This is a genomic window from Enhydrobacter sp. (genome assembly GCF_030246845.1).
GTDB lineage: Bacteria > Pseudomonadota > Alphaproteobacteria > Reyranellales > Reyranellaceae > Reyranella.
Window position 1 is genome coordinate 2,071,633 of the sequence record NZ_CP126889.1, and the last position, 25,952, is coordinate 2,097,584.

25 protein-coding genes are annotated in these 25,952 nt (G+C 68.6%); 11 read left to right on the forward strand and 14 right to left on the reverse strand.

The window, feature by feature from the left end; translation table 11 throughout:
- Positions 1-2: 2 nt before the first annotated feature.
- Genes OJF58_RS10405 through OJF58_RS10430 form a run of 6 tightly spaced genes read right to left on the reverse strand, consistent with a single transcriptional unit; the run spans position 3 to position 6,318 of the window.
- Positions 3-1,595 carry an FAD-binding oxidoreductase gene (locus OJF58_RS10405; protein ID WP_300784050.1) on the reverse strand — a complete coding sequence of 531 codons (1,593 nt, stop codon included), beginning with the start codon at positions 1,593-1,595 and terminating at the stop codon, positions 3-5.
- Between the two features lie 51 nt (positions 1,596-1,646).
- Positions 1,647-2,666 carry a branched-chain amino acid ABC transporter permease gene (locus OJF58_RS10410; RefSeq protein WP_300784051.1) on the reverse strand — a complete coding sequence of 340 codons (1,020 nt, stop codon included), beginning with the start codon at positions 2,664-2,666 and terminating at the stop codon, positions 1,647-1,649.
- An 8-nt stretch (positions 2,667-2,674) separates the two neighbouring features.
- The gene (locus OJF58_RS10415; protein WP_300784053.1) at positions 2,675-3,538 is read right to left on the reverse strand and encodes a branched-chain amino acid ABC transporter permease; all 864 of its coding nucleotides are present in this window, start codon (positions 3,536-3,538) and stop codon (positions 2,675-2,677) included.
- Between the two features lie 6 nt (positions 3,539-3,544).
- Positions 3,545-4,264 (reverse strand): ABC transporter ATP-binding protein, encoded by a 720-nt coding sequence (locus OJF58_RS10420; protein ID WP_300784054.1) that lies wholly within the window; start codon positions 4,262-4,264, stop codon positions 3,545-3,547.
- 7 nt (positions 4,265-4,271) lie between these two features.
- Positions 4,272-4,997 (reverse strand): ABC transporter ATP-binding protein, encoded by a 726-nt coding sequence (locus tag OJF58_RS10425; RefSeq protein WP_300784056.1) that lies wholly within the window; start codon positions 4,995-4,997, stop codon positions 4,272-4,274.
- Positions 4,998-5,046: 49 nt separating this feature from the next.
- The gene (locus OJF58_RS10430) at positions 5,047-6,318 is read right to left on the reverse strand and encodes an ABC transporter substrate-binding protein (protein ID WP_300784059.1); all 1,272 of its coding nucleotides are present in this window, start codon (positions 6,316-6,318) and stop codon (positions 5,047-5,049) included.
- A gap of 149 nt (positions 6,319-6,467) precedes the next feature.
- Here OJF58_RS10430 and OJF58_RS10435 point away from each other — a divergent pair, with 149 nt between their 5' ends.
- Complete coding sequence (locus tag OJF58_RS10435; RefSeq protein WP_300784061.1) at positions 6,468-7,325, forward strand: hypothetical protein; 858 nt, start codon at positions 6,468-6,470, stop codon at positions 7,323-7,325.
- On the forward strand, positions 7,312-8,136 hold the full coding sequence (locus OJF58_RS10440; protein ID WP_300784063.1) for an FCD domain-containing protein: 825 nt from the start codon (positions 7,312-7,314) through the stop codon (positions 8,134-8,136). The genes OJF58_RS10435 and OJF58_RS10440 overlap by 14 nt, the downstream gene beginning before the upstream one ends.
- 6 nt (positions 8,137-8,142) lie before the next feature.
- Here OJF58_RS10440 and OJF58_RS10445 read toward each other — a convergent pair whose 3' ends face one another.
- The 6 genes from OJF58_RS10445 to OJF58_RS10470 form a co-directional block, all read right to left on the reverse strand.
- The gene (locus OJF58_RS10445) at positions 8,143-9,168 is read right to left on the reverse strand and encodes an alpha/beta fold hydrolase (RefSeq protein WP_300784065.1); all 1,026 of its coding nucleotides are present in this window, start codon (positions 9,166-9,168) and stop codon (positions 8,143-8,145) included.
- Entirely contained in the window at positions 9,165-9,551 is a 387-nt protein-coding gene (locus OJF58_RS10450; RefSeq protein WP_300784066.1) for a histidine triad nucleotide-binding protein, read from the reverse strand. The genes OJF58_RS10445 and OJF58_RS10450 overlap by 4 nt, the downstream gene beginning before the upstream one ends.
- 78 nt (positions 9,552-9,629) lie before the next feature.
- Complete coding sequence (locus OJF58_RS10455; RefSeq protein WP_300784068.1) at positions 9,630-10,013, reverse strand: phosphoribosyl-ATP diphosphatase; 384 nt, start codon at positions 10,011-10,013, stop codon at positions 9,630-9,632.
- A 52-nt stretch (positions 10,014-10,065) separates the two neighbouring features.
- Positions 10,066-10,845 carry an imidazole glycerol phosphate synthase subunit HisF gene (gene hisF / locus OJF58_RS10460; protein ID WP_300784069.1) on the reverse strand — a complete coding sequence of 260 codons (780 nt, stop codon included), beginning with the start codon at positions 10,843-10,845 and terminating at the stop codon, positions 10,066-10,068.
- Between the two features lie 7 nt (positions 10,846-10,852).
- A complete protein-coding gene (hisA, locus tag OJF58_RS10465) occupies positions 10,853-11,581 on the reverse strand; it encodes a 1-(5-phosphoribosyl)-5-[(5-phosphoribosylamino)methylideneamino]imidazole-4-carboxamide isomerase (RefSeq protein ID WP_300784070.1) in 729 nt (242 codons plus the stop codon).
- Positions 11,582-11,640: 59 nt separating this feature from the next.
- On the reverse strand, positions 11,641-12,186 hold the full coding sequence (locus tag OJF58_RS10470) for a sugar O-acetyltransferase (protein ID WP_300784072.1): 546 nt from the start codon (positions 12,184-12,186) through the stop codon (positions 11,641-11,643).
- Positions 12,187-12,262: 76 nt separating this feature from the next.
- On the opposite strand from OJF58_RS10470, the gene OJF58_RS10475 reads away from it, so the two are divergent.
- Positions 12,263-13,453, forward strand: a complete 1,191-nt coding sequence (locus OJF58_RS10475) for a M20 aminoacylase family protein (RefSeq protein ID WP_300784074.1) — start codon at positions 12,263-12,265, stop codon at positions 13,451-13,453.
- A 17-nt stretch (positions 13,454-13,470) separates the two neighbouring features.
- On the opposite strand, the gene OJF58_RS10480 is transcribed toward OJF58_RS10475, so the two are convergent.
- Positions 13,471-15,048 (reverse strand): ABC transporter substrate-binding protein, encoded by a 1,578-nt coding sequence (locus OJF58_RS10480; protein WP_300784075.1) that lies wholly within the window; start codon positions 15,046-15,048, stop codon positions 13,471-13,473.
- A gap of 224 nt (positions 15,049-15,272) precedes the next feature.
- Between OJF58_RS10480 and OJF58_RS10485 the strand changes: the two genes are divergently transcribed.
- The gene (locus OJF58_RS10485) at positions 15,273-16,820 is read left to right on the forward strand and encodes an acetolactate synthase large subunit (protein ID WP_300784077.1); all 1,548 of its coding nucleotides are present in this window, start codon (positions 15,273-15,275) and stop codon (positions 16,818-16,820) included.
- 21 nt (positions 16,821-16,841) lie between these two features.
- Positions 16,842-17,582, forward strand: a complete 741-nt coding sequence (gene trmB, locus OJF58_RS10490) for a tRNA (guanosine(46)-N7)-methyltransferase TrmB (RefSeq protein WP_300784078.1) — start codon at positions 16,842-16,844, stop codon at positions 17,580-17,582.
- On the opposite strand, the gene OJF58_RS10495 is transcribed toward trmB, so the two are convergent.
- Positions 17,557-18,777, reverse strand: coding sequence for an MFS transporter (locus OJF58_RS10495; protein ID WP_300784080.1), 1,221 nt, complete (start codon positions 18,775-18,777; stop codon positions 17,557-17,559). The two genes, trmB and OJF58_RS10495, sit on opposite strands and share 26 nt — an antisense overlap.
- A gap of 261 nt (positions 18,778-19,038) precedes the next feature.
- Here OJF58_RS10495 and rimP point away from each other — a divergent pair, with 261 nt between their 5' ends.
- The 6 genes from rimP (at position 19,039) to truB (ending at position 25,944) form a co-directional block, all read left to right on the forward strand.
- Positions 19,039-19,551, forward strand: a complete 513-nt coding sequence (gene rimP, locus OJF58_RS10500; RefSeq protein ID WP_300784082.1) for a ribosome maturation factor RimP — start codon at positions 19,039-19,041, stop codon at positions 19,549-19,551.
- Positions 19,552-19,583: 32 nt separating this feature from the next.
- Complete coding sequence (gene nusA, locus OJF58_RS10505; RefSeq protein WP_300784084.1) at positions 19,584-21,119, forward strand: transcription termination factor NusA; 1,536 nt, start codon at positions 19,584-19,586, stop codon at positions 21,117-21,119.
- A 22-nt stretch (positions 21,120-21,141) separates the two neighbouring features.
- Complete coding sequence (locus tag OJF58_RS10510) at positions 21,142-21,765, forward strand: RNA-binding protein (RefSeq protein WP_300785240.1); 624 nt, start codon at positions 21,142-21,144, stop codon at positions 21,763-21,765.
- 32 nt (positions 21,766-21,797) lie between these two features.
- Positions 21,798-24,503, forward strand: a complete 2,706-nt coding sequence (gene infB / locus OJF58_RS10515) for a translation initiation factor IF-2 (protein ID WP_300784086.1) — start codon at positions 21,798-21,800, stop codon at positions 24,501-24,503.
- Between the two features lie 64 nt (positions 24,504-24,567).
- On the forward strand, positions 24,568-24,972 hold the full coding sequence (gene rbfA / locus OJF58_RS10520) for a 30S ribosome-binding factor RbfA (protein WP_300784088.1): 405 nt from the start codon (positions 24,568-24,570) through the stop codon (positions 24,970-24,972).
- A gap of 69 nt (positions 24,973-25,041) precedes the next feature.
- Positions 25,042-25,944, forward strand: a complete 903-nt coding sequence (truB, locus tag OJF58_RS10525; protein ID WP_300784090.1) for a tRNA pseudouridine(55) synthase TruB — start codon at positions 25,042-25,044, stop codon at positions 25,942-25,944.
- Positions 25,945-25,952: the final 8 nt, after the last annotated feature.

Here is a 25,952-nt window from a genome sequence, read left to right on the forward strand (position 1 = left end):
GCTCAGGGGTCGATCAGGACGCCGGGATTCATCAGGCCCTTGGGATCGAGCTCGCGCTTGGCGCCGCGCAGTGCGCGGGCGAACAGCTCGGGGCGTTGCCTGTCGTAGAACGGCCGATGGAACCGGCCGACGGCATGATGATGGGTGGTGGTCCCACCATGCTCCACCGTCGCGGCGGTGCAGGTGGTCAGGACGTCCATGAACTGCTCGAGCTGGCGGCGCTTGTCGAGAAGGCCGCCGAAGGTGAAGTAGAGGCAGGGCCCGTCGGGATAGACGTGCGTGAAGCGGCAGGTCACGGTGCCGTCGCGGCCGGTGACGCGCCGGATCGTGTCCCTGGTGATCGCGGTGATCTTCTGGTGGAAGTCGCGAAAGCGCTCCCATGTCATCGATGTCTCGAAGGTCGAGGACATGATGCCGCGCGCCACCGCATGCTCGCTATAGTGCGGCGCCCGGATGAAGCGGTTCCGCCAGGCGCCGGCGGCGCCGGAGCGATGGGCATTCTCGTCGTCGGGGTCAGCCGGATCGACGACGCCACCATGGTCGCCGCAGATCTCGATCGCGCGCGCCATCCAGGCGTCCAGCGGGTGGTTGCCTGATTCGAAGCCGAGCACCAGGACCGCCTGCTCGTTGTCCCAAGGCACGCCGGGCAGCGCCTCGCGTGCTTCGAGCAGACGACAGTTGGCGGGGTAGAGCCCGGCCTGGGTGATGGTCCGGACGGCGTCGGCGCCGGTGTAGAAGTCCCTGAACCGCACCGACGCCGACGCGCGAAAGGTCGGCTTCCTGCGCAGGCGGACCCAGGCCTCGGTGATGATGCCGAAGATGCCTTCAGATCCCAGGATCAGGCGGTCCGGACTCGGCCCTGCGCCCGAGCCCGGCAGGCGGCGGGTCTCCAGCGCACCGGTCGGCGCCACCATGCGGATGCTTTCGACGAAATCGTCGATGTGGGTGTAGAGCGTGGCGTAGTGGCCGCCCGAGCGCGTGGCGATCCAGCCGCCGAGCGTCGAGCAGCGATAGGCCTGCATGTAGTGACGCATGGTGAAGGGCGTGGCGCGCAGCTGGTCCTCGATCGCCGGACCATAGATGCCGGCCTGGATACGTGCCGCCTGGCTCACCGGGTCGACCTCGAGCACCTTGTCCATATGGCGGGTCGAGATGGTCACGACCTTGTCCGCGGATGCCGGCGGCTCGATGCCCTTCACGACCGAGCTGCCCCCGCCATAGGGGATGACGGTGGCGCCGATCCCGTCGCACCAGTCGAGGACCCGCACGACGTCCTGCTCGCTCTCCGGGAAGGCCACGGCGTCGGGCGGCTGGGGGACCGAGCGCATGAACATGCGGATCGCATCGAAGGCTGCCTTGCCGTAGCTGTGCTCGAGCCGCGTCAGGTGGTCGGTCTGCACCAGCGACTGCAGCGAGGCGGGCACGCTGACCCTGGATGGCCGCAACGTGAACTCTTCCGGTCTGGGCGGCGGCGTGACGTCGAACGCCGCGATGCCGTAGCGCTTGGCGATCTCGGCCTCCCAGGGCGCTATCTCCCCGGGCGAAAGGTCTTCATCGGCATAGCCCCAGGCGTAGAACTTTTTCTGCCGGCGCATCGCTCCTCCTCAACGCTGTGGGCGCAATGATCGGAGCCGCGGGCACGGCGATCAAGCGCCCGGCTTGCGCCCGGCGCCGAAACCGGGCCGTGCCCGATGCGAGACGGGAATGAGGTCGCCGCCCAGCGCGCGCCTCAGCAGGCCCCACAACCCGCGCGGCTCGATCAGGATGACGGCAATCGAGAGCGTGCCCAGGATGATGAGGTGCCATGTGCCGAGCTGCGCGAGATATTCGCGCAGCAGGAAGAACAGCACCGTCCCCAGGATCGGGCCTTCGAGGCTGCCGATGCCGCCGATCACGACGTTGAAGATGACGAACACCGTCCAGTCGATGATGCTGAACGAGGCGGGCGGCGAGATGCGCAGCTTCTGCAGCGTGATGATGGCGCCCGCCAGGCCGAGGAACGGCGCGGTCCACAGGAAGCAGACGATGCGTGCGCGCACGAGGTGGACGCCCATCGCGCCCGCCGCCTCCTCGTTGTCGCGCATCGCCATGAGGCCGAGCCCGATGCGCGAGCGCAGCAGCAGCCAGGTGCTGGCGAAGGCCGCCGCCGCCAGCGCGAAGGCGAGCCAGTAGATGGTGGCGAAGCGCGCGTCGGGCCGGGCGCCGAACTCGCGGGCGACGCGGACCGGCAGGCTGACGCCCGAGCCGAAGCCGAAGCCCGGCAGCTTGCCCGCGATCAGCATCAGCACCTCGGCCACCACCCAGGTGCCGACCGCGAGATAGGCGGCGCGCAGGCGGAAGACGATCAGCATCGCCGGCAGCGCGATGACGAAGGCGGTCAGTGCCGCCGCACCGAAGGCGAGATACGGGTCGACGCCCAGCAGCACCACCGCGCCGTAGAAGGCATAGGCCCCTACGCCCACGAAGGCATGCTGGCCTACCGTCACGATATCGGCATAGCCTGCCAGCAGGTTCCACATCAGGGCCAGCACCAGCAGGCAGAGGAATTCCGTCAGCACCGTGAGGCCGCCCGCGTCGAGGAAGGTGGGAGCGGCGAGGAGGGCAAGTGCGGCCACGGCGAGGACCGCGCGGCCGCCGGCAATCGAGAGATGCTGATGCCTGCGCAATTCGGCCTCTAGTACCGTGGCAGGAGGCCTTGCGGCCGCAGCAGGAAAATGGCCAGGAAAACGAGGTGGCCGGCCAGAACCTGCCAGGCACCATCGATCTGGCCGCCCAGCGTCTGGGCGATGCCGAGCACGATGCCGCCCAGCAAAGTGCCGCGCAGGCTGCCGAGCCCGCCCAGCACCACGACCTCGAAGGCGACCAGCAGCCGGCTCGGCCCGCTGGTGGGATCGAAGTTCATGCGCAGCCCCATGAAGCAGGCGGCGATCGCCACGGTGACGCCGACGATGCCCATGGCGATGGCGTAGATCCGCGCCGACGAGAGGCCGATCAGGTTGGCGGCGGCGACATCGTCGGCCACGGCGCGGATGCCGGCGCCGATCCGCGAGCGATAGAGCAGCCACTCGAGGCCCAGCACCAAGACGATGGCGAGCACGAAGGTCGCGACCGGCAGGACGCCGACATAGAGGCCACCGATCTGCAGGCTCGACGTGTCGAGCCGGCCGGCGGAGAGGGTACGCGTGTCGGCGCCGAAGCCTTGCAGCAGGCCGTTCTGCACGATGATCGACAGGCCGAAGGTGACGAGCAGCGGCAGCAGTACGTTCTCGCCGACGACCCGCTGCAGCAGAATCCGCTGCAGCAGATAGCCGCCGGCGAAGGCCAGCGGGATCACCAGCAGGAGCGCCAGCAGCACGTTGATGTGCAGCGCCGTCGCCACCGTGAGCAGCAGGAACGAGACGAGGACGATGAAGTCGCCGTGCGCGATGTTGACGAAGCGCATCACCCCGACCGAGAGCGAGAGCCCCAGGGCGAAGATCGCGTAGAGCCCGCCCAGCAGCACGCCCTGGACGACGAGGTTGAGGTAGGTGGCAAGCATGCGGCTTCAGGATCCGAAATAGTGCCGGGTGATAGTGTCGCGGTCGAAATCGCCGGGTCGGCCGGTGAGCGAGATGCGGCCTTCGAGCAGGCAGTAGAAGCGGCTGGCGATGGCCAGCGAGCGGCGGATGTCCTGCTCGACCAGCAGCACGCCGATGCCGCGCCGGTTGATCGACAGTAGCAGGGCGTAGAGATCGTTCACGACCGCCGGGGCGAGGCCGAGGCTGATCTCGTCGCACAGCAGCAGGCGCGGATCGGCGAGCAGGGCGCGGCCGAGCGCCACCATCTGCTGCTGGCCGCCCGAGAGCTGCCAGGCGGGCTGGCGCCGCTTGTCGCGCAGCGCTGGAAAGAGATCGAACACCTCGTCGAGGCGGACGCCGCCCGCCTTGCGGCCGACCTGCCAGCCGATCTCGAGGTTCTCCTCGACCGTGAGGGAGGGGAACAGCCGGCGACCTTCGGGAACCAGGGCGATGCCCGACGCGGCGATGGCGGGCGTGGAGCGATGCGCAATGTCCTCGCCGGCGAACAGGATACGGCCTTCGATGCGGTCGACCTGGGCGACGATCGCCTTGAGCAGCGACGACTTGCCGGCGCCGTTGGCGCCGATGATCGACACGATCTCGCCTGGGCCGACCGAGATGTCGACACTATTCAGCGCGCGGAACTGCGCATGGTAGACCGACAGTCCCTCGATCGAGAGCAGGGGCGTATCCGCCGGCACCGTCATCGCCGCCTCATTCGCCGAGATAGATGCTTCTGATGCGGGCATCCGCCAGCACTGCTTGGGGCTCGCCGATCGCGACGAACGAGCCCTCGTGCAGCACGGCGATGCGGTGGCAGAGGCCGCGCAGCGCGCGGATGACATGCTCGATCCAGACAATGGCGGTGCCCTCTCCGTGCACGCGCCGGATGATGCCGAGAAGCGTGTCGACCTCGGCATCGGTGAGCCCGCCTGCGATCTCGTCCAGCAACAGGAGCCGGGGCCCGACCGCCAGGGCACGGCAGAGCTCGAGCCGCTTGAGATCGAGCAGCGTGAGCTGCCCGGCGGGGCGGCCATGGTCCGCGGAGAGACCGGTGATCTCCAGCATCGCCTCGGCCTGCTCGCGCGCGGCGCGAAGGCTCTTGGCCGCGCCGTGCACTGCCGCCGCCAGCACGTTTTCGAACACGGTCAGGTGCGTGAACGGCTTGGGGATCTGATAGGTGCGGCCGATGCCGAGACGGCAGCGATCCCAGGTCCTGAGGCGGCCGATCTCGCGGCCATTGTAGCGGATGGTGCCGGCGGAAGGCTGCAGCACTCCCGCCACGAGGTTGAACAGCGTCGTCTTGCCCGCGCCATTGGGGCCGATGATGCCGAGGATTTCGCGGTCGCCCACCGTGAGGTCGAGGCCGTCGATCACAGTGAGGCCGCCGAAACGCTTGGCAAGGCCGGCGATCTCGAGGACGGTCGAACGCTCTGTCATTGCCTCGCCGACGATGAGCGGAATAGGACGCCGCGCTGTGCGGTTGCGTCTAGCTGTAGGTGATCGCCTCCGGCTCGCCGCCGGCCGGGATTTCCGGGGCGTATTTGTTGTCGACGATCACCAGCTCCAGTGGCCATTTCTTGCCCTTTCGCCACTGGCCGCCGACGACCGGCGTCAGCGAGGTGTTGGGCAGCGGGCCCTTCCTGAAGTTCACCGGCCCGACGATCGACTTGTAGTCCATGTCGCGGATGGCATCGCGCACCGATTCGCGCTTGTCGAGATCGTGCGCCCGCTTCAGGGCGTCGAACGCGGTCTCGAACAGGGCGTGGCGGAAGCCGAGCGCCATCGAGCCCTGCCGGCCGCTCACCTTCTCGTATTCGTCGGCGAGCTGCGCCGAGGTCTGGCCGGTGAGCCCCGAGGAGAACGGGTGGAAGCGCGACCACCAGACCTCGATGCTGAAGTTGACGGCGCGGTCGCCGAACGGATAGACGCCCGGCGGGAACTCGGCGACCTTGCCCGGCGTCACGAGCTTGGGCCTGAAGCCCTGCTGGGCGCTGCTGTTCCAGAACACAGTGAACTCCGGCGCCGGCGTCACCGTCATCACGCCTTCGGCCCCGCCAGCCTTGAAGGCGGCGATCTGCGCGTCGAAGTTGTTGGCCGGCAGGTCGAACCGGCCCGGATCGACGATGGTGAAGCCGGCGCCGGTGATCGGCGGCGGCATGACGCGGGCGAACACATTGCCGTCGTCGTCGTTCGGCCACAGCACGCCAAGTTTCTTGTTGGTCGGGATCCGGCCCCACATCGACAGCATGGCGTGGATCACCTCGTCGCCCGAGAAGAAGTAGTTGTAGGTCCAGTCGAAGCCCTTCTTCGGATCGCCGTGCCGGCCGAAGAACCACGACTCGAGCGGCGCGTCGTTGGAGATGCAGGGCACGGCGTTGAGCTCGCACTGATCGGACACCGGATTGACCGTCTCCGGCGTCGCGAAGGCGCACATGATGTCGACCTTGTCCTTCAGGATCAGGTCGCTGGCCACCTCCGAGGCGCGGTTGGGATTGGACTGGCTGTCCCTGACGATGATCTCGAACGGCCGGTTGGTGCCGCCGATCTTGAGATTGCCGCCGGTCGCCCGCTTGATCTGGTCGAGCACAAAGGGGATGTGCTCGGAAAACAGGCTGATCGGCCCGGTCTGCGGCGCCACCAGTCCGATCTTCAGCGTGCGCGGCACGGCGAAGGCCGGTCGGGCCAGCAGGCTTGCCGCGCCGGCTGCGGCGGCACCCTTGAGGACGGAACGCCGGTCGACGACGGGAATCCTGCGCATGGTTTCCTCCCACATGGCGCCGTTCGGCGACGGCATTCTTGCTGCGCATTATCGATAACCAACATAGAATGTCGATATTTTTGTTGACAGTCGTCAAGCGATGCCGACCATCGCCGGCATCAGCAAGAACGGCGCTGCGGGAGGGACAAATGGGCAAAATCGTTGCCGCTGCGGTCGTCAGCCATCAGCCGGGAATCATGTTGCCGAGCGCGCTTCGGCTCGAGCTGTACGGCGGGAAGGATACGACGCTGGTCGCGGGCTTCGAGACCATGCGCGCGGCGCTCGACCGGGTGCGGCCCGACACCTTCATCATCTTCGACACGCACTGGTTCACCACGCTCAACCACATCCTGGCCGGTGCGCCGCACTACAAGGGCCTCTACACGTCGGAGGAGCTGCCGGAGTTCCTGTCCGACGTTCCCTACGACTATCCCGGCGCTCCCGAGCTCGCCAAGGCGATCGCCGCGGCGGCGACGGCGCGCGGGCAGCGCGTGCTGAACTACGACAAGCCCAACATTCCGCTGCACTATCCCACCATCAATCTCGTGCACTATCTGCGCCGGGACGAGAAGATCCTGTCGATCGGCACCTGCCAGGTCGCGCAGTGCCACAATTTTCTCGACATGGGCGGCGCAATCGCCGAAGGGATTGCGAACACGGACTGTCGCGTCGCTCTCCTCGCGGCGGGCGGAATGAGCCACAGCTTCGAGCCCCTCGACACGATCATGGATCACATGAAGCCCGATCCCGCCCTCGTCGTGACGGCCGAGGCGCGCGACATGGACCACAAGGTGCTCGAATGCTGGGAGCGCGGCGACCATGCCGGCGTCATCGCGCTCTATCCGGCCTATCGCGCGCACAATCCGGAGGGCTTCTTCGCCCACTACCTGATGACCGTCGGCGCCCTGGGAGGGGCCGGCTGCAAGGCCGTCGGCAGGCAGATGTCGGCCTACGAGAATGCCGCCGGCACGGGCCAGGTCCATGTCTGGTTCGATGTCGCCGCCTGAGCGTTCGCTGCCGACCGTCAAGCCCGTCGAGACGCCGGAGGAAAAGGACCGGCGCCATCGGCGGGACGCCAAGACGCTGATCGAATACGCCTACAAGCGGCTCAAGACCAACATCATCCGCGGCCATCTCGCGCCGGGCGAGAAGCTCAAGATCGAGCGGCTGCGCAAGGAATATGGCGTCGCCTCCAGCACGCTGCGCGAGGCACTGTCGCTCCTGGTCGCCGACTCGCTGGTCACGGCCGAGGGCCAGCAGGGCTTTCGCGTCGTGCCGATGTCGATCGAGGATTTCCGCGAAATCTGCGGCCTGCGCAAGATGATGGAGACGCTGGCCTTGCGCGAGGCGATCGCCAACGGCGACGAGGACTGGGAGGCGGGCATCGTGGCCGCGTTCCACAAGCTCAACCTCCTCGACCTCGAGCGCCTCAACAGTTCGGAGGCGCTGGTCGATGCCTACAACGAGCGCAATCACGTCTTTCACGAGGCGCTGGTCGCCGCCTGCCGCTCGCCCTGGGTACGTCGCTTCCGCAGCGTGCTCTACGACAATGCCCGCCGCTATCGCCACCTCTCCGTCGCCAAGGGCGGCATCCGGCCGAACATCCAGGACGAGCATCGGGCGATCATGGAGGCGGCGCTCGCCCGCGACGTCGCGCTGGCCTGCCGGCTGACCGAGGAGCACATCGACCTCACGCTGCATCGGCTGGCCCAGTTCCCGCCGGAGGAGATTGCCGCCGGATTCCCCGGCCTGCCGCGACGCGGCGCGGCGGCAGCACCTGCCCGCCGTTCCCGCGCCAGGGCGGCAGGCCGTCCGTGAAATCGCTCAGAGGGCGGAGGGCGCGGCGAGCAGATGGCGGAGCCAGCCGACAAGCTTGATCTCGATGGCCGGCGCGATCGGCCCCGCGAAACCCGGATCGTCGGGTCCTGTCACGAGCTTGAGGTTGTGGCTCACCATCGGTGCGATCAGCGCCTCGCCGGGCGCGTTTCGCCGGGCCAGGGTGTCGAGCAGCGGCTGCACGTCGCGCGGCGGCACCACCTGGATGTCGGCGTCCCCCTGCAGCAGCAGACACGGGATGTCGGTGCGGGCGAGCGTCGCCGCCGGATCGAAGGCGAACGCGGCCTTCAGGAAAGCGCCGGCATAGGCGGGGAAGACCGCCCGGAATGCCGATGGCACGTCGCGCGGCACCTGGCCGGAATCGCGGATCGCGGCCATGATGCGCTCGGCGGTCGGGCCGAGCGACGGCATGCTGCGGGCGATCTGCTCGCGCACGATCTGGCCCAGCGGCCGTCCGGGCGTCGACGCCAGCACGAGGGCGTAGGGCCGCTTCTTGCCCATGGCCGCAGTGGCCGCGATCGCGAGCAGCCCGCCCTCGCTGTGGCCGAGCAGGGCCGTCGCGTAGGACTTGATTTCGTCGTGTCGCACCAGCTCGGCATGAGCCGCCTGCACGTCGCTCACGAACTGGTCCCAGGTGAAATAGCTTTCCTGGCGATCGGCGGCATCTCGTTGATGGATCGCCGAACCGCCGATGCCGCGCTTGTCGTAGCGGAGGGTCGCGATGCCGGCGCGGCCCAGCGATCGGGCGATCTCCTTCAGAAGATCGACGCGCACGGGAATGAGCGGATTGTTGCCGTCTCGGTCGGTCGGGCCGCTGCCGGCGACCAGCACCACGCCCGGCACCCGCTCGATCTCGCTGATCGCGGGCAGAACGAGGGTGCCGGCCAGCGCCACGCCGCCGCTGCCGGCGAAGTGCAACTCGTGCTCCTTGATGCCGCGCGGAAAATACTGGGCGCGCGTCTCCGTCGCGGCCAGCATGGCGGCGCCGGCAAGCAGGAGGCGCCGGCCAATCATGGCCTGGCGTCGGCCGTGGGCAGCCTGGTCATGTCGTGCGGCATCGCCTTGCCGCCGAAGATATGGACATGGAAATGGAACACCGATTGGCCGCTCCGCGGACCGTGGTTGGCGACCAGACGATAGCCGTCCGGATCGAGGCCCAGCCTGTGCGCGGTCGCTCCGACGGCGCGCCAGAAGCCCGCGATCAGCTCCGGCGGCGCCGAGGCGGCGAAGTCGGCGTTGGAGACATAGTCGCCCTTCGGCACCACCAGCACATGGACCGGCGCCAGCGGGCGGATGTCGTGGAAGGCGAGGGCGAACTCGTCCTCGTAGACTTTTCGGCATGGCAGCTCGCCGCGCAGGATGCGGGCGAAGACATTGTTGCGGTCATAACTCGGCATGCGGCACTCGGAACGCCTCGCGTGAGGCCCGAGAATCGTTCGCCGCGACGGGAATGACAACCGGGGTCGGCGTCCCGTTCAGGCAGGCTTGCGGGCCGCCTTCTCGGCGATGCCGGAGATGCCCTCGCGGCGCGCCAGCTCGGACCAGACGGCCTGCGGCTTGACGCCGGTCGCGGCCCACAAGGTCAGCAGGTGATAGAGCATGTCGGCGCTCTCGCCCACCAGCTTGGAGCGATCGCCGCGAATGCCCTCGATCAGCGCCTCGACCGCTTCCTCGCCCAGCTTCTTGGCGATCTGCTGGCGACCGCGACTGAACAGGCGGGCGGTGTAGGACGTGTTCGGATCGGCGCCTTTGCGGCTGTCGATCACGACATAGAGACGGTCCAGCACGTGCTCGTCGGCACCGCCGTCTTCCTGGCGCTTCTTCAGCGCCTTCCGCTTTGCTTTCTTTTTCTTGGCCATCGAAGGGGGAACTCTCGTCGCCTCTTGGTGGGGCGTTGAGGAATACTTTACGTCAAGTTCGCGGCGCGTGCGAGGTTTGTCGTATCGGAACGCCGGCTCGCGCCAGATGTTCCTTCGCCTGGGCGATGGTGAACTCGCCGAAATGGAAGATGGAGGCGGCCAGCACCGCCGACGCGCCGCCCTCGGTCACGCCTGCGAGCAGGTGATCGAGCGTGCCGACGCCGCCCGACGCCACGACCGGCACCGGCACCGCATCCGACACCGCGCGCGTGAGGGCGATGTCGAAGCCCGACTTCGTGCCGTCGCGGTCCATCGACGTGAGCAGGATCTCGCCGGCGCCATGGTCGGTCATGCGCCTTGCCCATGCGACGGCGTCGAGCCCGGTGCCCTTGCGTCCGCCGTGGGTGAAGACCTCCCAGGCGCCGGGCCGGATCTGGCGCGCATCGACCGCAACGACGATGCACTGGTCGCCGTATTTCTCGGCCGCCTCGCGCACGAAATCGGGCCGCGCCACCGCGGCCGAATTGATCGAGACTTTGTCGGCGCCGGCCAGCAGGAGCCGGCGGATGTCCTCGATCGTGCGCACGCCGCCGCCGACGGTAAGCGGCATGAAGCACTGCTCGGCGGTGCGCGCCACGACATCGAGAATGGTGTCGCGGTTCTCGTGGCTCGCCGTGATGTCGAGGAAGGTGAGCTCGTCGGCGCCGGCGGCATCGTAGACCCGCGCCTGCTCGACCGGATCGCCGGCATCGCGCAGATCGACGAACTGCACGCCCTTCACGACGCGGCCGTCCTTGACGTCGAGGCAGGGGATGATGCGGACCTTGAGCATGGTCGCGTCACTCCTCGCACAGGACGCGGATGGCGTCGGGCACGGTCACGCGGCCGTCATAGAGCGCGCGCCCCACGATCGCGCCGATGATGCCGTGCTCCTCGGCCGGCCGGAGCTCGCGCAGGTCGTCGAGCGAGCTGACGCCGCCCGAAGCGATCACCGGCGTGGTGAGATGCTGGGCCAGCGTGATGGTGGCGTCGATATTGACGCCGCCCATGGCGCCGTCGCGGTCGATGTCGGTGTAGATGATGGCTGCGACACCCGCATCCTCGAAGCGCAGGGCAAGATCGAGCGCGCGCACCGTGCTCTGCTTGGTCCAGCCGTCGACCGCGACCATGCCGTCGCGCGCGTCGATGCCGACCGCAATGCGGCCCGGCCACTGCTTGCAGGCGGCCTTCACGAGCCCCGGCTCCTTGACCGCAATGGTGCCGAGGATCACACGCTTGACCCCGGCCTCGATCCATTGCGCGATGCTTTCGATGGTGCGGATGCCGCCGCCAAGCTGGGTCGGCACGTCGACCGCCTTCAGGATCTCGACCACCGCCGCCCGATTGACCGGATGGCCCTCGACCGCGCCATTGAGATCGACCAGATGCAGCCATTCGCAGCCCGCGGTGGTGAAGGCGCGCGCCTGGGCGGCCGGGCTGTCGTTGAACACCGTGGCGCGGGCCATGTCGCCGCGCAGCAGGCGCACGCACTTGCCGTCCTTCAAGTCGATCGCGGGGAACAGGATCATGGCGGCGCGGATTTACCCCGTTGCCGGCCTCGGCGCCACCCTGTTGCCTGCTCGGCAGGCTATCGCGACAGCCGGCGCGCCGGATTGCCGACGACCGTGGCGCCGGGAGCGACGTCGCGTGTGACGACCGCTCCGGCGCCCACGATCGCATCGTCGCCGATCGTCACGCCCGGCAGGATCAATGCGCCGCCGCCGATCCAGACGTTGCGCCCGACGCTGACGGCACGTCCCAGCTCCAGGCCGGCGCGTCGCAGATCCGGCTCGCGCGGATGGTCGACCGCCAGGATCTGGACGGCCGGCCCGATCTGGGTGTTGTCGCCGATCGTCACGGCGACCACGTCGAGGACGACGCAGTTGAAGTTCAGGAACGCGCCGGCGCCGAGGCGGATGTTGAAGCCGTAGTCGCAGAAGAAGGGCGGCCGGATCGTCGCTTCTTCGCCGACGAAGGCGAAGTGCCGGCACAGCAGATCGCGGCGCTGGTCGGGATCGCGGGAGGCGTTGTACTGCGCGAGCCAGGCCGCATTTGTCCGGGCGTCGGCCTGAAGCTCGGGATCGCTCGGCTTGTACAGCTCGCCGGCGAGCATCTTCTGCTTTTCTGTCATCATCGTCGTCTCCTGTCGGGTCCTCTCGACGGGATCGCCGCCGGACGGCTAGTCTTCGCGCACAACGCGAGGAGGCACCATGACCCGTTTTACGCCCGATCTCCTGGCCGGCCAGCAGGCCGAGCTGACCGCCATCCGGCGCGACATCCATCGCCATCCGGAAACGGCGTTCGAGGAAGAGCGGACGTCGCAGATCGTGGCGGAGAAATTGCAGTCGTGGGGGATCGAAGTTCATCGCGGCCTGGCGACCACCGGGGTCGTGGGCACGCTGAAGGGCAAGCGGCCGGGCCAGAAGACGATCGGCCTGCGTGCCGACATGGATGCGCTCCATCTGCAGGAGAAGAACGACTTCGACTACGCCTCGTCGATTCCCAACAAAATGCATGCCTGCGGCCATGACGGCCACACAACCATGCTGCTGGGCGCGGCCAGGCAGCTCGCCGCCGCGCCGGACTTCGGCGGCACGGTGCATTTCATCTTCCAGCCCGCCGAGGAAGGGCAAGGCGGCGCACGGGTGATGATCGAGGAGGGGCTGTTCGACAGGTTCAACTGCGACGCCGTCTACGGCATGCACAACATGCCGGGCTTCCCTCGCGGCCACTTCGCCATCCGGTCGGGACCGATGCTGGCGGCGAGCGATAGCTGGGAAGTGACCTTCAAGGGGACCGGCGGCCACGGCGCCATGCCGTACCGCGGCACCGATCCGACCTTCGTCGCCGGCCAGTTCATCGTCGCCCTCCAGGGCATCATCGGTCGCAACGTGCCGCCCACGCAGGCCTCGGTGCTGAGCGTGGGCCATATCGCAGCCGGCACGGCCGGCTCACCCAACGTGATCCCGTCGGAGGTGCTGATCCGCGGCACGGCGCGCAGCTTCACGCCCGACGTGCGCGATCTCCTCGAACGACGCGTGGGCGAGCTCGCGGTCGGCATTGCCCAGGGCGGCGGCTGCGACGCCGAGTACAAGTATTTCCGCCGCTATCCGCCGCTCATCAATTCGATCGAGCAGACCTCGATCGCCGTCGAGGCGGCGGCACTCACCGTGGGCCGCGACAAGGTCGAGCCCAACACGCCGCCCGTCACCGGCGCGGAGGATTTCGCCTTCATGCTGGAGAAGAAGCCCGGCGCCTACATCATGATCGGGAACGGCGGTCCTGACGAGGGCGGCTGCCACAACGTCCATTCGCCGCTCTACGATTTCAGCGACGCGATCCTGACGACGGGTGCGGCCTACTGGGTCAATCTCGTGCAGCTCGAGCTGGGAGACGCTTAGCTCGCGGTCCGCGAGAGCTATTTCGCCGGCTTCACGAACTGCGCCAGCGTCATCTGATCGGCGCGGGCGGCGTAGGCGAGGCCCTTGCGCATCGCCCACAGCGACATCTCGAACGCGATGGGCAGAATGCCGTGGTCGGCGAGGACGAGCCGGCTCGCCTCCTGCAAGAGCGCCTCGCGCGCCTTGTCGTCGACGGTGCGCAGCGCCTCGTCGAGCTTGGCGTCCACCGCCGGGTTGGAATAGCGGCCGCGATTGTTGCCGCCCATGCCCTTCTCGCGGCTGGGCGTGGCGACGAGTGCGCGCAGGGGATTGGATATCTCGCCGCTTTCCGCGTTCCAGCCGGCGAGATAGGCGCTGTACTTGAATTCGTCGCGATTCTTGAAGAAGGCCGACGGCTCGCTGGCTTCCACTCCCGTCTTGACGCCGACGTGATCCCAGTAGTCGGCCACCGCCTGTGCGATCTGCGCGTCCCGGGCGTAGCGACCGTTGGGCGTGCCCAGCGTGATCGAGAAACCCTTCGGATAGCCGGCCTCGGCGAGCAGCCGTCGCGCCTCCGCCGGATCGTAGCGGTCCGGATGGGCATCCTTGCGCGCGCCGAAGGCGGGCCACGGCAGGAAATCGCCGGCCGGCTGAGCGGCGCCGTCCATCACCTTCTCGACGATCGCACCGCGGTTGATCGCCTCGCTCAACGCCTGCCGCACGCGCTTGTCCTTCAGCGGATTCTTGCCGTCGGTGTCGGGGATGCCGGGGGACGGTTCGGCGAACTGGTCGAGCGCGATATAGATCAGGCGGCTCGACGGCGCCTGCGCCAGCGCGACCTTCGGATCCTTGCGCAGCTTCGGCAGATCGGCGATCGGCGGATCCTCGATCAGGTCGACGCTGCCGGCGACGAGAGCCGCGACGCGTGCCGCCGCGTCCGGAAGTGGCCGGAACGTGACCTGGCCCCATGCCGGCTTCGGTCCCCAATAATCGTCGTTGCGCGCCAGCACCAGCGGGCCGCCGCGCTGCCACTCCACGAACTTGAACGGTCCGGTGCCGACGAGGCCCACCCCGCGATCGAGCTCGGCCGTGGTCTTGCCTTCGGGCGCGCCGCCCGCCGCCGCCGTGTGCGACAGGATGGGCAGGCCCGCGAGATCGACCGGCAGAAGCGGCGCCGGCGCCGCCGTGGCGATGCGCAACGTCAGCGGGTCGACGATCTCGAGTCGCGTCATCTGGCGCGTGAGCACCGTGAAGGGCGAGGGACTGTTGGGCACCTTGGCCGCGCGTTCGTAGGTGAAGACCACATCCTTCGCGGTAAAAGGCGAGCCGTCCTGGAATCGGACGTCGGGGCGCAGCCTGAATTCCCAGACCGTGTCGCTCAGCGGCTTCCACGAAAGGGCGAGGGCAGGCACCGCCCTGAGCTTCTCGTCGCGCGCGACCAGCGCATCGAAAAGATGCAGGGCGATCGCGTTGTTGACGGGAATGTTCTGGTATTGCGGATCGAGCGAGGTGGGCTCGCTGCGCAACCCGATCGTCAGTTCCTGCGCCGTCGCCGGGAGCGCGATCGCGGTCAAGACCGCAGCCAGAAGGACGCCGGCCTTGCGGAGAAAGAACATTCTGCGCAGCTCCCTGGATCGCGCGAACTGTTGGCGGTCGCCCCGCGCTTGGCAACGCGACAGGACGACCGCGGTCGATTCCGAGACAGCGCGCTTCTGGAATAAAAAGGGAACGATGGCAACGCCGGCAATGCATGACGGCGCCGCGTGCCGCGGCGTGGCCTTTGGCCTTGCTCTGGCCTAGGGTGCGCGCGACGCGGATCCAGCAAGCATTGGGGATGTCGATGAACGGAGCGGAGAGTCTGGTGCGGACCTTGGTCAAGGGCGGGGTCGAGGTCTGCTTCGCCAACCCCGGGACTTCGGAGATGCATTTCGTCGGGGCCCTCGACCGCGTCGAGGGTATGCGCTGCGTGCTTGGCCTGTTCGAGGGTGTGTGCAGCGGCGCCGCCGACGGCTACTACCGCATGACCGACAAGCCGGCCTCGACGCTGCTTCATCTCGGCCCCGGTCTCGCCAATGCGGCTGCCAATCTGCACAACGCCAAGAAGGCGGGCTCCGGCATCGTGAACATCGTCGGCGAGCACGCGCTCTATCACATCAAGTACGACACGCCGCTCACTGCCGACATCGAGGGTATCGCGCGACCGTTCTCGCACTGGGTGAAGACCTCGCCGACCGCCAAAACCGTGGCATCGGATGGCGCGGCGGCGATCCAGGCGGCGCGCGTGGCGCCGGGCCAGATCGCGACGCTCATCCTGCCTGCCGATACCGCCTGGACCGAAGCCGACGGCGTGGCCGAGACCCCGTTGACGCCGCCGCCGCAGAAGCCCGCCAATGAAACCGTCGTGGCCGCGGCCAAGGCGCTGCGGGCCGGCCAGTCGGGGATGCTGTTCCTGGGCGGTCGGTCGCTGCGCGCCAGGGGACTGGAACTCGCCGGCAAGATCGCGGCCAAGACAGGCTGCAGGCTGCAGGCGGCCGGCGGTACGGCGCGCATCGAGCGTGGCGCCGGCCGGGTGCCGGTGTTGCGGCTGCATTTCGTGGTCGAGACGGCGCTCGAGATGCTGAAGGGGACGAAGCACATGGTGCTGTGCGGCGCCAAGGCGCCGGCCGCCTTCTTCGCCTATCCCGGCAAGCCGTCCGTCCTGGTGCCCGAGGGCTGCGAGGTGACGACGCTGTGCCCCGTCGACGGCGATCCGCTCGCCGCCCTGGAGATGCTGGCCGCCGAGCTGGGGGCGCTCAACGAAAAGCCGGCAAATGTCGCTCGAGCCGAGCGGCCCGACCGTCCGACCGGCAAGTTCACGCTCGAAGGGCTGGGTGCGGCGCTCGGCGCCACGCTGCCGGAAGGCGCCATCGTGGTCGACGAGTCGGTGACGACAGGCCGCGGCTTCTTTCCCCATAGCGTCGGCGCGCCGCCGCACGACTGGCTCAACAACATGGGCGGCTCGATCGGGTTCGGCGCCCCGGTCGCGGTCGGCGCGGCGGTCGCCTGTCCCGATCGCAAGGTGATCGCCATGATCGGCGACGGCAGCGCCATGTACACGATCCAGTCACTGTGGACCATGGCGCGCGAGAATCTCGACGTCTGCGTGATGATCTTCTCCAACCGCTCCTACAAGATCCTCTACAGCCAGCTCGCCGATGTCGGCGCCGCCAATCCCGGACCGCGTGCGGTCGACATGCTGACGCTCGACCGGCCGACACTCGACTTCACCCTGATGGCCAAGAGCATGGGCGTGCCCGCCGCCAGGGCGGTCGATCTCGACGAGCTCACCAGGCAGCTCACCTATGCCATGTCGCAGAAGGGCCCTTACCTGATCGACGTGGTGATGTAGGCGGCGCGTCCGGAACAGCCCATGGGAGAAGCCCGCCGGCGCACATTGCACGGCCGTCGCCGGGGCAAGAAACTGCGCGCCGGTCAACAGTCGCTGATCGACACGCTCTTGCCACGCCTCGCCGTCGGCCTGCCCGCCGAGCCCGTTGTCACCGCTGAAGGGGAGGTCGTCGAGAGTTCCGCCAAGATCGATCTGGCGCGGCTGTTCGGCGGCATCGTTCCCGCGGGCGGCATCTGGCTGGAAGTGGGCTTTGGCGCCGGCGAGCATCTCGCATGGCAGGCCGCACATCATCCCGACGTCGGGCTGATCGGATGCGAACCCTACGTCAATGGCGTGGCCAAGTGCCTCGCGCACATCAAGCGCGCCGGGGTGTCGAACGTGCGGCTCTTCGCCGACGATGCGCGGTTCGTGATGGCGGCCCTGCCGCCGCGATCGCTGTCGCGCGTCTTCGTGCTCTTTCCCGATCCCTGGCCCAAGACGCGCCATCACAAACGGCGCTTCGTGCAAAGACGCAACCTCGACCTGTTGGCGCGCCTGATGCGTCCAGATGCCGAGCTGCGTTTGGCCACCGACGATCCGAGCTATCTGCCCTGGATGGTGGAGCATGCCTGCCGGCATCCGGCTTTCGAATGGCTCGCCGAGAGCCCTGCCGACTGGCGCGCGCGCCCGGCCGACTGGCCAGCCACCCGTTACGAACTGAAGATGCTGGCCGGCCGCAAGCCCGCTTTCCTGCGCTTCAGGCGTCGGCCGGAAGATCGATAGGCCGCGGGCCGGGCCGGCTCAGCACGAGCAGGGCGGCGGTCGCCTGCAGGACGAGGCAGGCGATCAGCGACGTGCGATAGCTGCCCGAGAGGTCGTGCAGGATGCCGAGCAGCGATGGCCCGACCGCAGCGACGAGCTGGGTGATGGCGACGTTGAAGCTCACGGCCCGCGCAAAGTCGCGGCGCGGAAATTCCTGCTGCACGATCAGGCCGGGCAGCGTGATGAGATTGCCGACGCCGAAACCGAACAGCAGGCAGCCGACATAGAGGCCGGTCACCGACGAGGTCGAGAGCAGGACGATCATCGAGACGGCCTGCACCGCGAGCACGACGCTGGAACAGCCGCGGCGATCGACCCTGTCGACGATCAGCCCGACGACGACGCGGCCGGCCAGCGCCGACAGCGCCGTCAGGCTCACCGCCCAGCCGGCGCCCCTGAGGCCAAGGACCGGCTCGAGGAACGCGGCCTGGTGGGCGATGAAGCTGATCTGGGCGAGGAGGCCGATCGAGAACGCACCGACCATCGTGAGATAGCGCGGCTCGGCCAGCAGCTCGCGCCTCGTCCGCGCGTCGCCCTCGACCGCCGAGCGACTCGTGCCATCGTCGCCGATGTCGTGCTCGGTCGGCCGCGGCGCGCGCAGGACCAGGGCGGCGGTCGGGCCGAGCGTCGCCAGCATCACGGCGATCGCCGCATAGCAGGCCTTGTCGAAGCCCCAGCTCGCGATGGCCGAGGCGAAGGCCGGCGCGAACAGAAGGCCGCCGCAGGTCGCGCCGCTCAGCGCCAGGCTGGCCGCCATGCCTCGGCGCCGGTCGAACCACTGTGCCACGATTGTGTTGATCGAGCCGCCGCCCATCGCGCCCCAGCCGGGGATCATCAGCAGGAAGGCGAGGTAGAGCTGCCACGGCTCGCGCACGATGGTGAGCGCCGCCACGCCCAGCGCCATCATGGCCGTGCCGATCAGCACGACGGGACGCGCGCCGAAGCGTTGGATGGCGTCGCCCACCTGCATCACGACGAAGGCACCCAGCACATAGTAGAAGGAAATGCCGGCCGAGACCGTGGCCGGCGACCAACCCAGCTTATCGTGTAGGGCTACCAGATATAGGCCAAGGCCATAGAAGCCGAACCCCCACCCATAGAGGGCAACGACAAAGGCGCAGAAAACCACCCACCAACCGTGATACCGACGCGACATATTCAACCACCGCTGTTCTTCCTCTTGCCGATTGTCGACAGGCCGGCGCCGGCGTGCTCGCGATTTTCGGACACGATCAGGAATGCGCCGTAAACGGCGATACGGCGCAGGAAAAGCCTTGCCAGTAAGGCTTCTTGCGCCTATATCCCCGCCATCCTCATCGGGTTCGCGGGACGGACCAAACAACAAAGAGTGGGCCAACTGCCCGCTCTTTTCGTTTATGGCCCGGCCGCCGCCCAACCGTCGAGAAGCACCGACCGCGTGACAGAGCTGCTGCGCCGCATCGAAGAGATCGTCACCCCGACCGTCGTCGGCATGGGCTACGAGCTCGTGCGCGTCGCGATGAGCCGCGGCGGCACGCTGCAGATCATGATCGAGCCGGCCGACGGACGGCCGATGGATGTCGAGGATTGCGCCACGCTCTCGCGCGCCCTCTCGGCGGTGCTCGACGTCGAGGATCCGATTTCCGGCGCCTACACTCTGGAAGTGAGCTCGCCCGGCATTGACCGTCCGCTCACCCGCGAGAAGGATTATGCCCGTTGGGCGGGGCACGTGGCGCGCGTGGAGACCGCGCAGCCAATCGACGGCCGCCGACGCTTCAAGGGCACGCTGCTTGGCCTCGAGAACGGCACGGTGAGGCTCAGGCTCGATGACGGCACGGAGGCGCATCTGCCGCTTTCCGCCGTCGCCAGGGCCAAGCTCGAACTGACCGACGCCCTGCTCGACGAGCATCGCCACGCCCGGGACGGCGCGCCGGGAACGCCAGCTCACTGACGACGTATTCAGGGAACAAGAGGAAGACAATCATGGCAACGACCGCCGATATCCCGCGCCTGGAGATGCTGCAGGTGGCCGACATGGTCGCCCGCGAGAAGGGCATCGAGCGCGAGGAAGTGCTCGAGGCGATGGAGCAGGCCATCCAGAAGGCGGGCCGCGCGAAGTACGGCCTCGAGCACGACATCCGCGCCGAGATCGACCGCAAGACGGGCGAGATCAAACTCCTGCGCTACATGCAGGTGGCCGATCCGGTCGAGAACGAGAACGTGCAGGTCCCGCTCGCCGAGGCCCAGCGTCGCAATCCCGAGGCGCAGATCGGCGACTTCCTGACCGACGAACTGCCGCCGATCGATTTCGGGCGCGTGGCGGCCCAGACCGCCAAGCAGGTGATCACCCAGCGCATGCGCGAGAGCGAGCGCAAGCGTCAGTACGAGGAGTTCAAGGACCGCGTCGGCGAGATCGTGTCGGGCGTGGTGAAGCGCGTCGACTACGGCAACATCACCGTCGACCTTCAGCGTGCCGAAGGCGTCATCCGCCGCGACGAGTCGATCCCGCGCGAGTCGCTGCGCGTCAACGACCGGGTGCGGGCCTATATCTTCGACGTGCGCGAGGAGCCGCGCGGTCCGCAGATCTTCCTGTCGCGCAGCCACCCTCAGTTCATGGCCAAGCTTTTCACCCAGGAAGTGCCCGAGATCTACGACGGCATCATCGAGATCAAGGCCGTGGCGCGCGATCCGGGCAGCCGCGCCAAGATCGCGGTGCTGAGCCACGACAGCTCGATCGACCCGATCGGCGCCTGCGTGGGCATGCGCGGCAGCCGCGTCCAGGCCGTCGTGCAGGAGCTGCAGGGCGAGAAGGTCGACATCATTCCCTGGTCGCCCGAGGTCGCCAACTTCATCGTCAACGCACTCGCCCCGGCGGAGGTCAGCAAGGTGCTGATGGACGAGGAGAAGAACAAGGCCGAGGTCGTCGTGCCGGACGACCAGCTCAGCCTCGCCATCGGCCGCCGCGGCCAGAACGTGAAGCTCGCCTCCCAGCTCACCGGCTGGGAGATCGACATCATGACCGAGGCCGAGGAGAGCGAGCGCCGGCAGAAGGAGACGCGCGAGCGCACCGAGCTCTTCAAGGCGGCCCTTGATGTCGATGACGTCATTGCCCATCTCCTCGTTGCCGAAGGCTACGCCACGGTCGAGGACGTTTCCGATGCCGCCGTCGAGGATCTGACCGGCGTCGAGGGCTTCGACGAGGAGATCGCCACGGAGCTGCAGCGGCGGGCGCGGGAGTACATCGAAAAGCGCGATGCCGAGTTGGCGAGCCGCCTCGAGGAGCTGGGCGTGGCCGAGGAAGTGCGCTCCGCCGAGGGTCTCACCCTGCCGATGCTGGTTGCGCTCGGCGAGAACGGCGTGAAGACGCTCGACGACCTCGCCGATCTCGCATCCGACGAGTTGCGCGAGATCGTGGGCGAGAGCGCAATGGACACCGACACCGCCAACGCCATCATCATGAAGGCGCGCGAACACTGGTTCCCGGCCGAGGACGTGGCCGGCGAGGCCGCCAAAGCCTAGGAGGACAGATCGCTTGAGCTTCGTGCCCGCGATGACCCGCTTCGACGAGAAGGTCGCCGCCGCCTCCGCGCGGCCGGTGCGGACCTGCCTCGTGACCGGCGCCGAGGGGAATCCGGAGCAGATGCTCCGCTTCGTCGTCGGGCCGGAGGGCGAGGTCGTGCCGGATCTGGCGCGTCGCCTGCCCGGTCGCGGGATGTGGCTGACGGCGGAGCGCGCGGCGGTGGAGCAGGCGGTCGCGCGCAGGCTCTTCTCCAAAGCGGCGCGCGCGCCCGTGACGGCTCCGGCGGACCTCGCCGACCGGGTCGAGCGGCTGCTGCGCGACCGCGTGCTCGAGGATCTCGGCCGCGCCCGGCGGGCCGGCCGTGCGGTGACCGGCTTCGTGCGGGTCGAGCAGATGATCGGCCAGGGCCGGGCGGGCCTGCTGATCGTGCCCGAGGAGGCCGATGGCGACGGGCTGGCCAAGCTCCAGGCGAGCGGGCTGCCGGTCGAACGGCTGGCGGACGCGGCGGCGCTGGGCGGCGTCTTCGGACGCGAGCAGGCCGTCTATGTGGCGGTGGCGCGCGACGATCGGTCGGGCCGGTTCATTGAACGGATTGCGGGGGGTGCGGCGCGGTGGCGCCGCTATCGCCTCGACGGCGCCGGTTGACGGGCCGGAGCGGAGCAAGGACAACACGCGACATGACGGAACAGAAAGAAACCAACAAGCCGACCAAGCCGCTGACCCTGTCGACGACGGCGCGCACGGGCGCGTCCTCGTCCAAGAGCGATGCGACCCAGGTACGGCAGAAATTCTCCCACGGCCGCACCCGCGCCGTGACCGTCGAGGTCAAGAAGCCGGCCAAGCGGACGTCGGGCGCGAGCGCCTCCCCGGCGTCGCCCGCAGCGTCCCCGGCAAAGCCGCCGCCCGCGGCGGCACCGTCGACCGGCGGCGGGCGTACCTTGAAGCTCGGTGGAGGCGCCGCATCGCGACCGGCGCCGACGCGGCCCGATGGCGGCCGCGGCATCGTGCTGCGCACCCTGACCGAGGAGGAGAAGGAGGCGCGGGCACGCGCCCTGGTCGACGCCAATCGCGAGGCCGAGGTCGCCCGTCAGCGCGCGGCCGAGGAGGCGGCGCGTCGGGCTGCCGAGGAGAAGGCGCGCAAGGCGGCTGAAGAGGAGCACAAGCGGCGGCTCGCCGAGGAGGAGGCGCGGCGCAAGGCCGAAGAGGAAATGAAGCGCAAGGCCGACGTCATGGTGCAGAAGCGCCTCGACCAGGCCGCCAGCGCGCCGCAGACGCCCATCGCCCGGCAGGCGGACGAGATCAAGGCCGGCGCGGCGCCGTCCACCAGCCCCGCACAGCCTGTCCGTCGCCCACCGGGAGCACCGGCCCCCGCCGGCGCCAGCTCGACCGGGCCGGGCGGCGTCCTGCGCCGTCCGCCGATGCGTCCGGCGATCAACAAGCGCCTGCCGCAGCCGCCCGGCGCGCGGCGCGAGGCGCCGAAGCGGCGGTCCGACAAGATCGACGTGGCGCGCGCGGTCGCGGGCGAGAACGACTTCCGCAGCCGCTCGGTGGCGCAGCAGCGCCGCCGGCTCGAGCGCGAGCGGCGTCGCGAGCACGCCAACGACACGCCGCAGCAGAAGGTCTATCGCGAGGTCACGATTCCCGAGACCATCACGGTGCAGGAGCTCGCCTCGCGCATGTCCGAGCGCGGCGCCGATGTCATCAAGACGCTGATGCGCATGGGTGTGATGGCGACCATCAACCACGCGATCGACGCCGATACCGCCGAGCTGGTGGTGACGGAGATGGGCCATCGGCCCAAGCGCGTGGCCGAAGGCGACGTGGAGCTCGGCCTCAGCGACATGGTCGATCCCGAAGGCTCCCAGGTGTCGCGGCCGCCGGTCGTCACCATCATGGGCCATGTCGATCACGGCAAGACCTCGCTGCTCGATGCCCTGCGCGCCACCGACGTGGCGGCGCACGAGGCGGGCGGCATCACCCAGCATATCGGCGCCTATCAGGTGACTCTGCCGTCGCAGCAGAAGATCACCTTCCTCGATACACCGGGCCACGAGGCCTTCACCGCCATGCGCGCCCGCGGCGCCAAGGTGACGGATATCGTCGTGCTGGTGGTGGCCGGCGACGACGGCGTCATGCCGCAGACCAAGGAGGCGATCGCCCATGCCAAGTCGGCGGGCGTGCCGATGATCGTCGCCATCAACAAGATGGACAAGCCGGGCGCGGATGCGAGCCGCGTACGCACCGAGCTGCTGCAGGACGAGGTCCAGGTCGAGCAACTGGGCGGCGACGTGCAGTCGATCGAGGTCTCGGCCGTCAAGAAGACGAATCTCGACAAGCTCGAGGAAGCGATCCTCCTGCAGGCCGAGGTGCTGGAGCTCAGGGCCAATCCCAACCGTCCGGCGGACGGCGTGGTGGTCGAGGCCAAGCTCGATCCCGGCCGCGGCCCGGTGGCGACCGTGCTCGTGCAGCGCGGCACGCTCAAGGTCGGCGACGTGCTGGTGGCGGGCTCGGTGTGGGGGCGCGTGCGGCGCCTGCTCGACGATCGCGGCAGCGCGGTCGACAGCGCAGGCCCCGCTTTTCCGGTCGAGATCCTGGGTCTCGACGGCACGCCGCAGGCGGGCGACGAGTTCCATGTGGTCGAGAGCGAGGCCCGCGCCAGGGAAGTCGCCGATTTCCGCTCCCGCCGCGAGCGCCAGGCTCAGCTTGCCCGCGCCGCCGGCGGCCGTGGCACGCTCGAGGAGATGCTGAAGGGTATCCGCGAGGGCACGGCGAAGGAGCTGCCCGTCCTGATCAAGGCGGATGTGCAAGGCTCGGCCGAGGCGCTCGCCGGCGCGATCTCGCGCCTCAGCACGGAGAAGGTGGCGGCGCGCGTGATCTACAGCGGCGTCGGCGGCATCAGCGAGGCCGACATCACGCTTGCCAAGGCGTCGGGCGCGCTGATCATCGGCTTCAACGTGCGGGCCAATCCGCAGGCCCGCGAGATCGCCAGGCGCGACAAGGTCGACATCCGCTACTACAGCATCATCTACAAGGTGACCGAGGACATCCAGTCGCTCATGGTCGGCCTGCTCGAGCCCACCTTCAAGGAGACCTTCCTGGGCAACGCGCAGATCCGCGAGGTCTTCCGCATCACCAAGGTCGGCAATGTCGCCGGCTGCATGGTGACGGAGGGCCAGGTCAAGCGCGGCGCCAAGGTGCGTCTGCTGCGCGACAACGTGGTGATCCACGAAGGCACGCTGAAGACGCTGCGGCGGTTCAAGGACGAGGTCCGCGAGGTCCAGCACGGCTTCGAATGCGGCATGGCGTTCGAGAACTACGACGACATCAAGGTCGGCGACGTGATCGAATGCTTCGAGGTCGAGGAAGTCCGGCCGACACTCTGATACGAAGCCTCCCCCTCATCGGGGGAGGCGTCGCCCTCTTGGGGCGACGGAGGGAAGGAACGCCATGTCCCGGCGTCGTTCGTCCGAGAGAGACGGCCGTGGCCACAGCCAGCGGCAGTTGCGCGTCGGCGAGGAGATTCGTCATCTGCTGGCCGATCTGATCGAGCGCGGCAACATGCGCGATCCGGAGTTGCGCGGTGCATCGATCACGGTGACGGCCGTCGACGTTAGCCCCGACCTGCGCAACGCCACGGCCTTTGTCATGCCGTTGGGCGGGGTCGACGAGGCGCGACTGCTCGCCGCCATGCGTCGCGCCGCGCCCTGGTTCCGGGCGCGGGTCGGCGAGCGCGCCGGCCTGCGTTACGCACCCGAGATCCGCTTCGAGCTCGATCGCACCTTCGACGAGGCCGACAGGATCGGCGCGCTGCTGCGCCGGCCCGATGTGGCGCGCGATATCGAGGAGGAGTGAATTGCGGACCGCGAGCTTCCAGCTCGCCCGTCGGCGCGCAAGATGCGCGCGGTCCAGTGCGGCGCCCCAATGAATCGGAAGAAAGGCCAGAAGATCGACGGCTGGGTCGTGCTCGACAAGCCGGTCGGGCTCGGCTCGACCCAGGCGGTGGGACGCGTGCGCCGGCTGTTCGGGGCGCAAAAGGCGGGGCATGGCGGCACGCTCGATCCGCTGGCCAGCGGCGTGCTGCCGATCGCGCTCGGCGAGGCGACCAAGACCGTGCCGTTCGTCATGGACGGGCGGAAGGAATACCATTTCACGGTTCGCTTCGGCGAGGCACGCTCGACGGAGGATGCCGAGGGCGAAGTAACGGCGACCAGCGCTGTCCGGCCCTCGGGCGAGGCCATCCACGCCGTCCTCGGCCGCTTCAGGGGTGAGATCGAGCAGCGGCCGCCGGCCTATTCCGCCCTCAAGGTCGACGGCAGGCGCGCCTATGATCTCGCGCGCGGCGGCGAGGCGGTCGAGCTCGCCCCTCGCAAGGTGCGGATCGACCGGCTGGAGCTTCTGGCCCGCCCGGATGTGGACCATGCAGATTTCGTGGTCGCCTGCGGCAAGGGCACCTACATCCGCGCGCTTGGCCGCGATCTCGCGCTGGCCCTGGGCACCGTCGGGCATCTCTCGGCGCTGCGTCGGACGGCCGCCGGCCCTTTCCGGGAGACGGCGGCCATTTCGCTTTCCAAACTGGAAGCCCTCGGGCATATTCCGCCGCTTCTCGGGGCCCTGGCTCCCGTCGCGACCGCGCTGGACGACATCCCGGCATTGGCCCTGACGGACGCCCAGGCGGCCCGGCTGCGCCTCGGCCAGCCGGTGTCCCTGACCCGGGACGCACCGCCCTCCGGCGCACTGGTTCGCGCCGAGGCGGGCAGCAGGCTGGTCGCGCTGGTCCGTTCGGACGGCGCCTCTCTCCAGCCGGTGCGCGTGTTCAACCTTTAGAGCTAGGA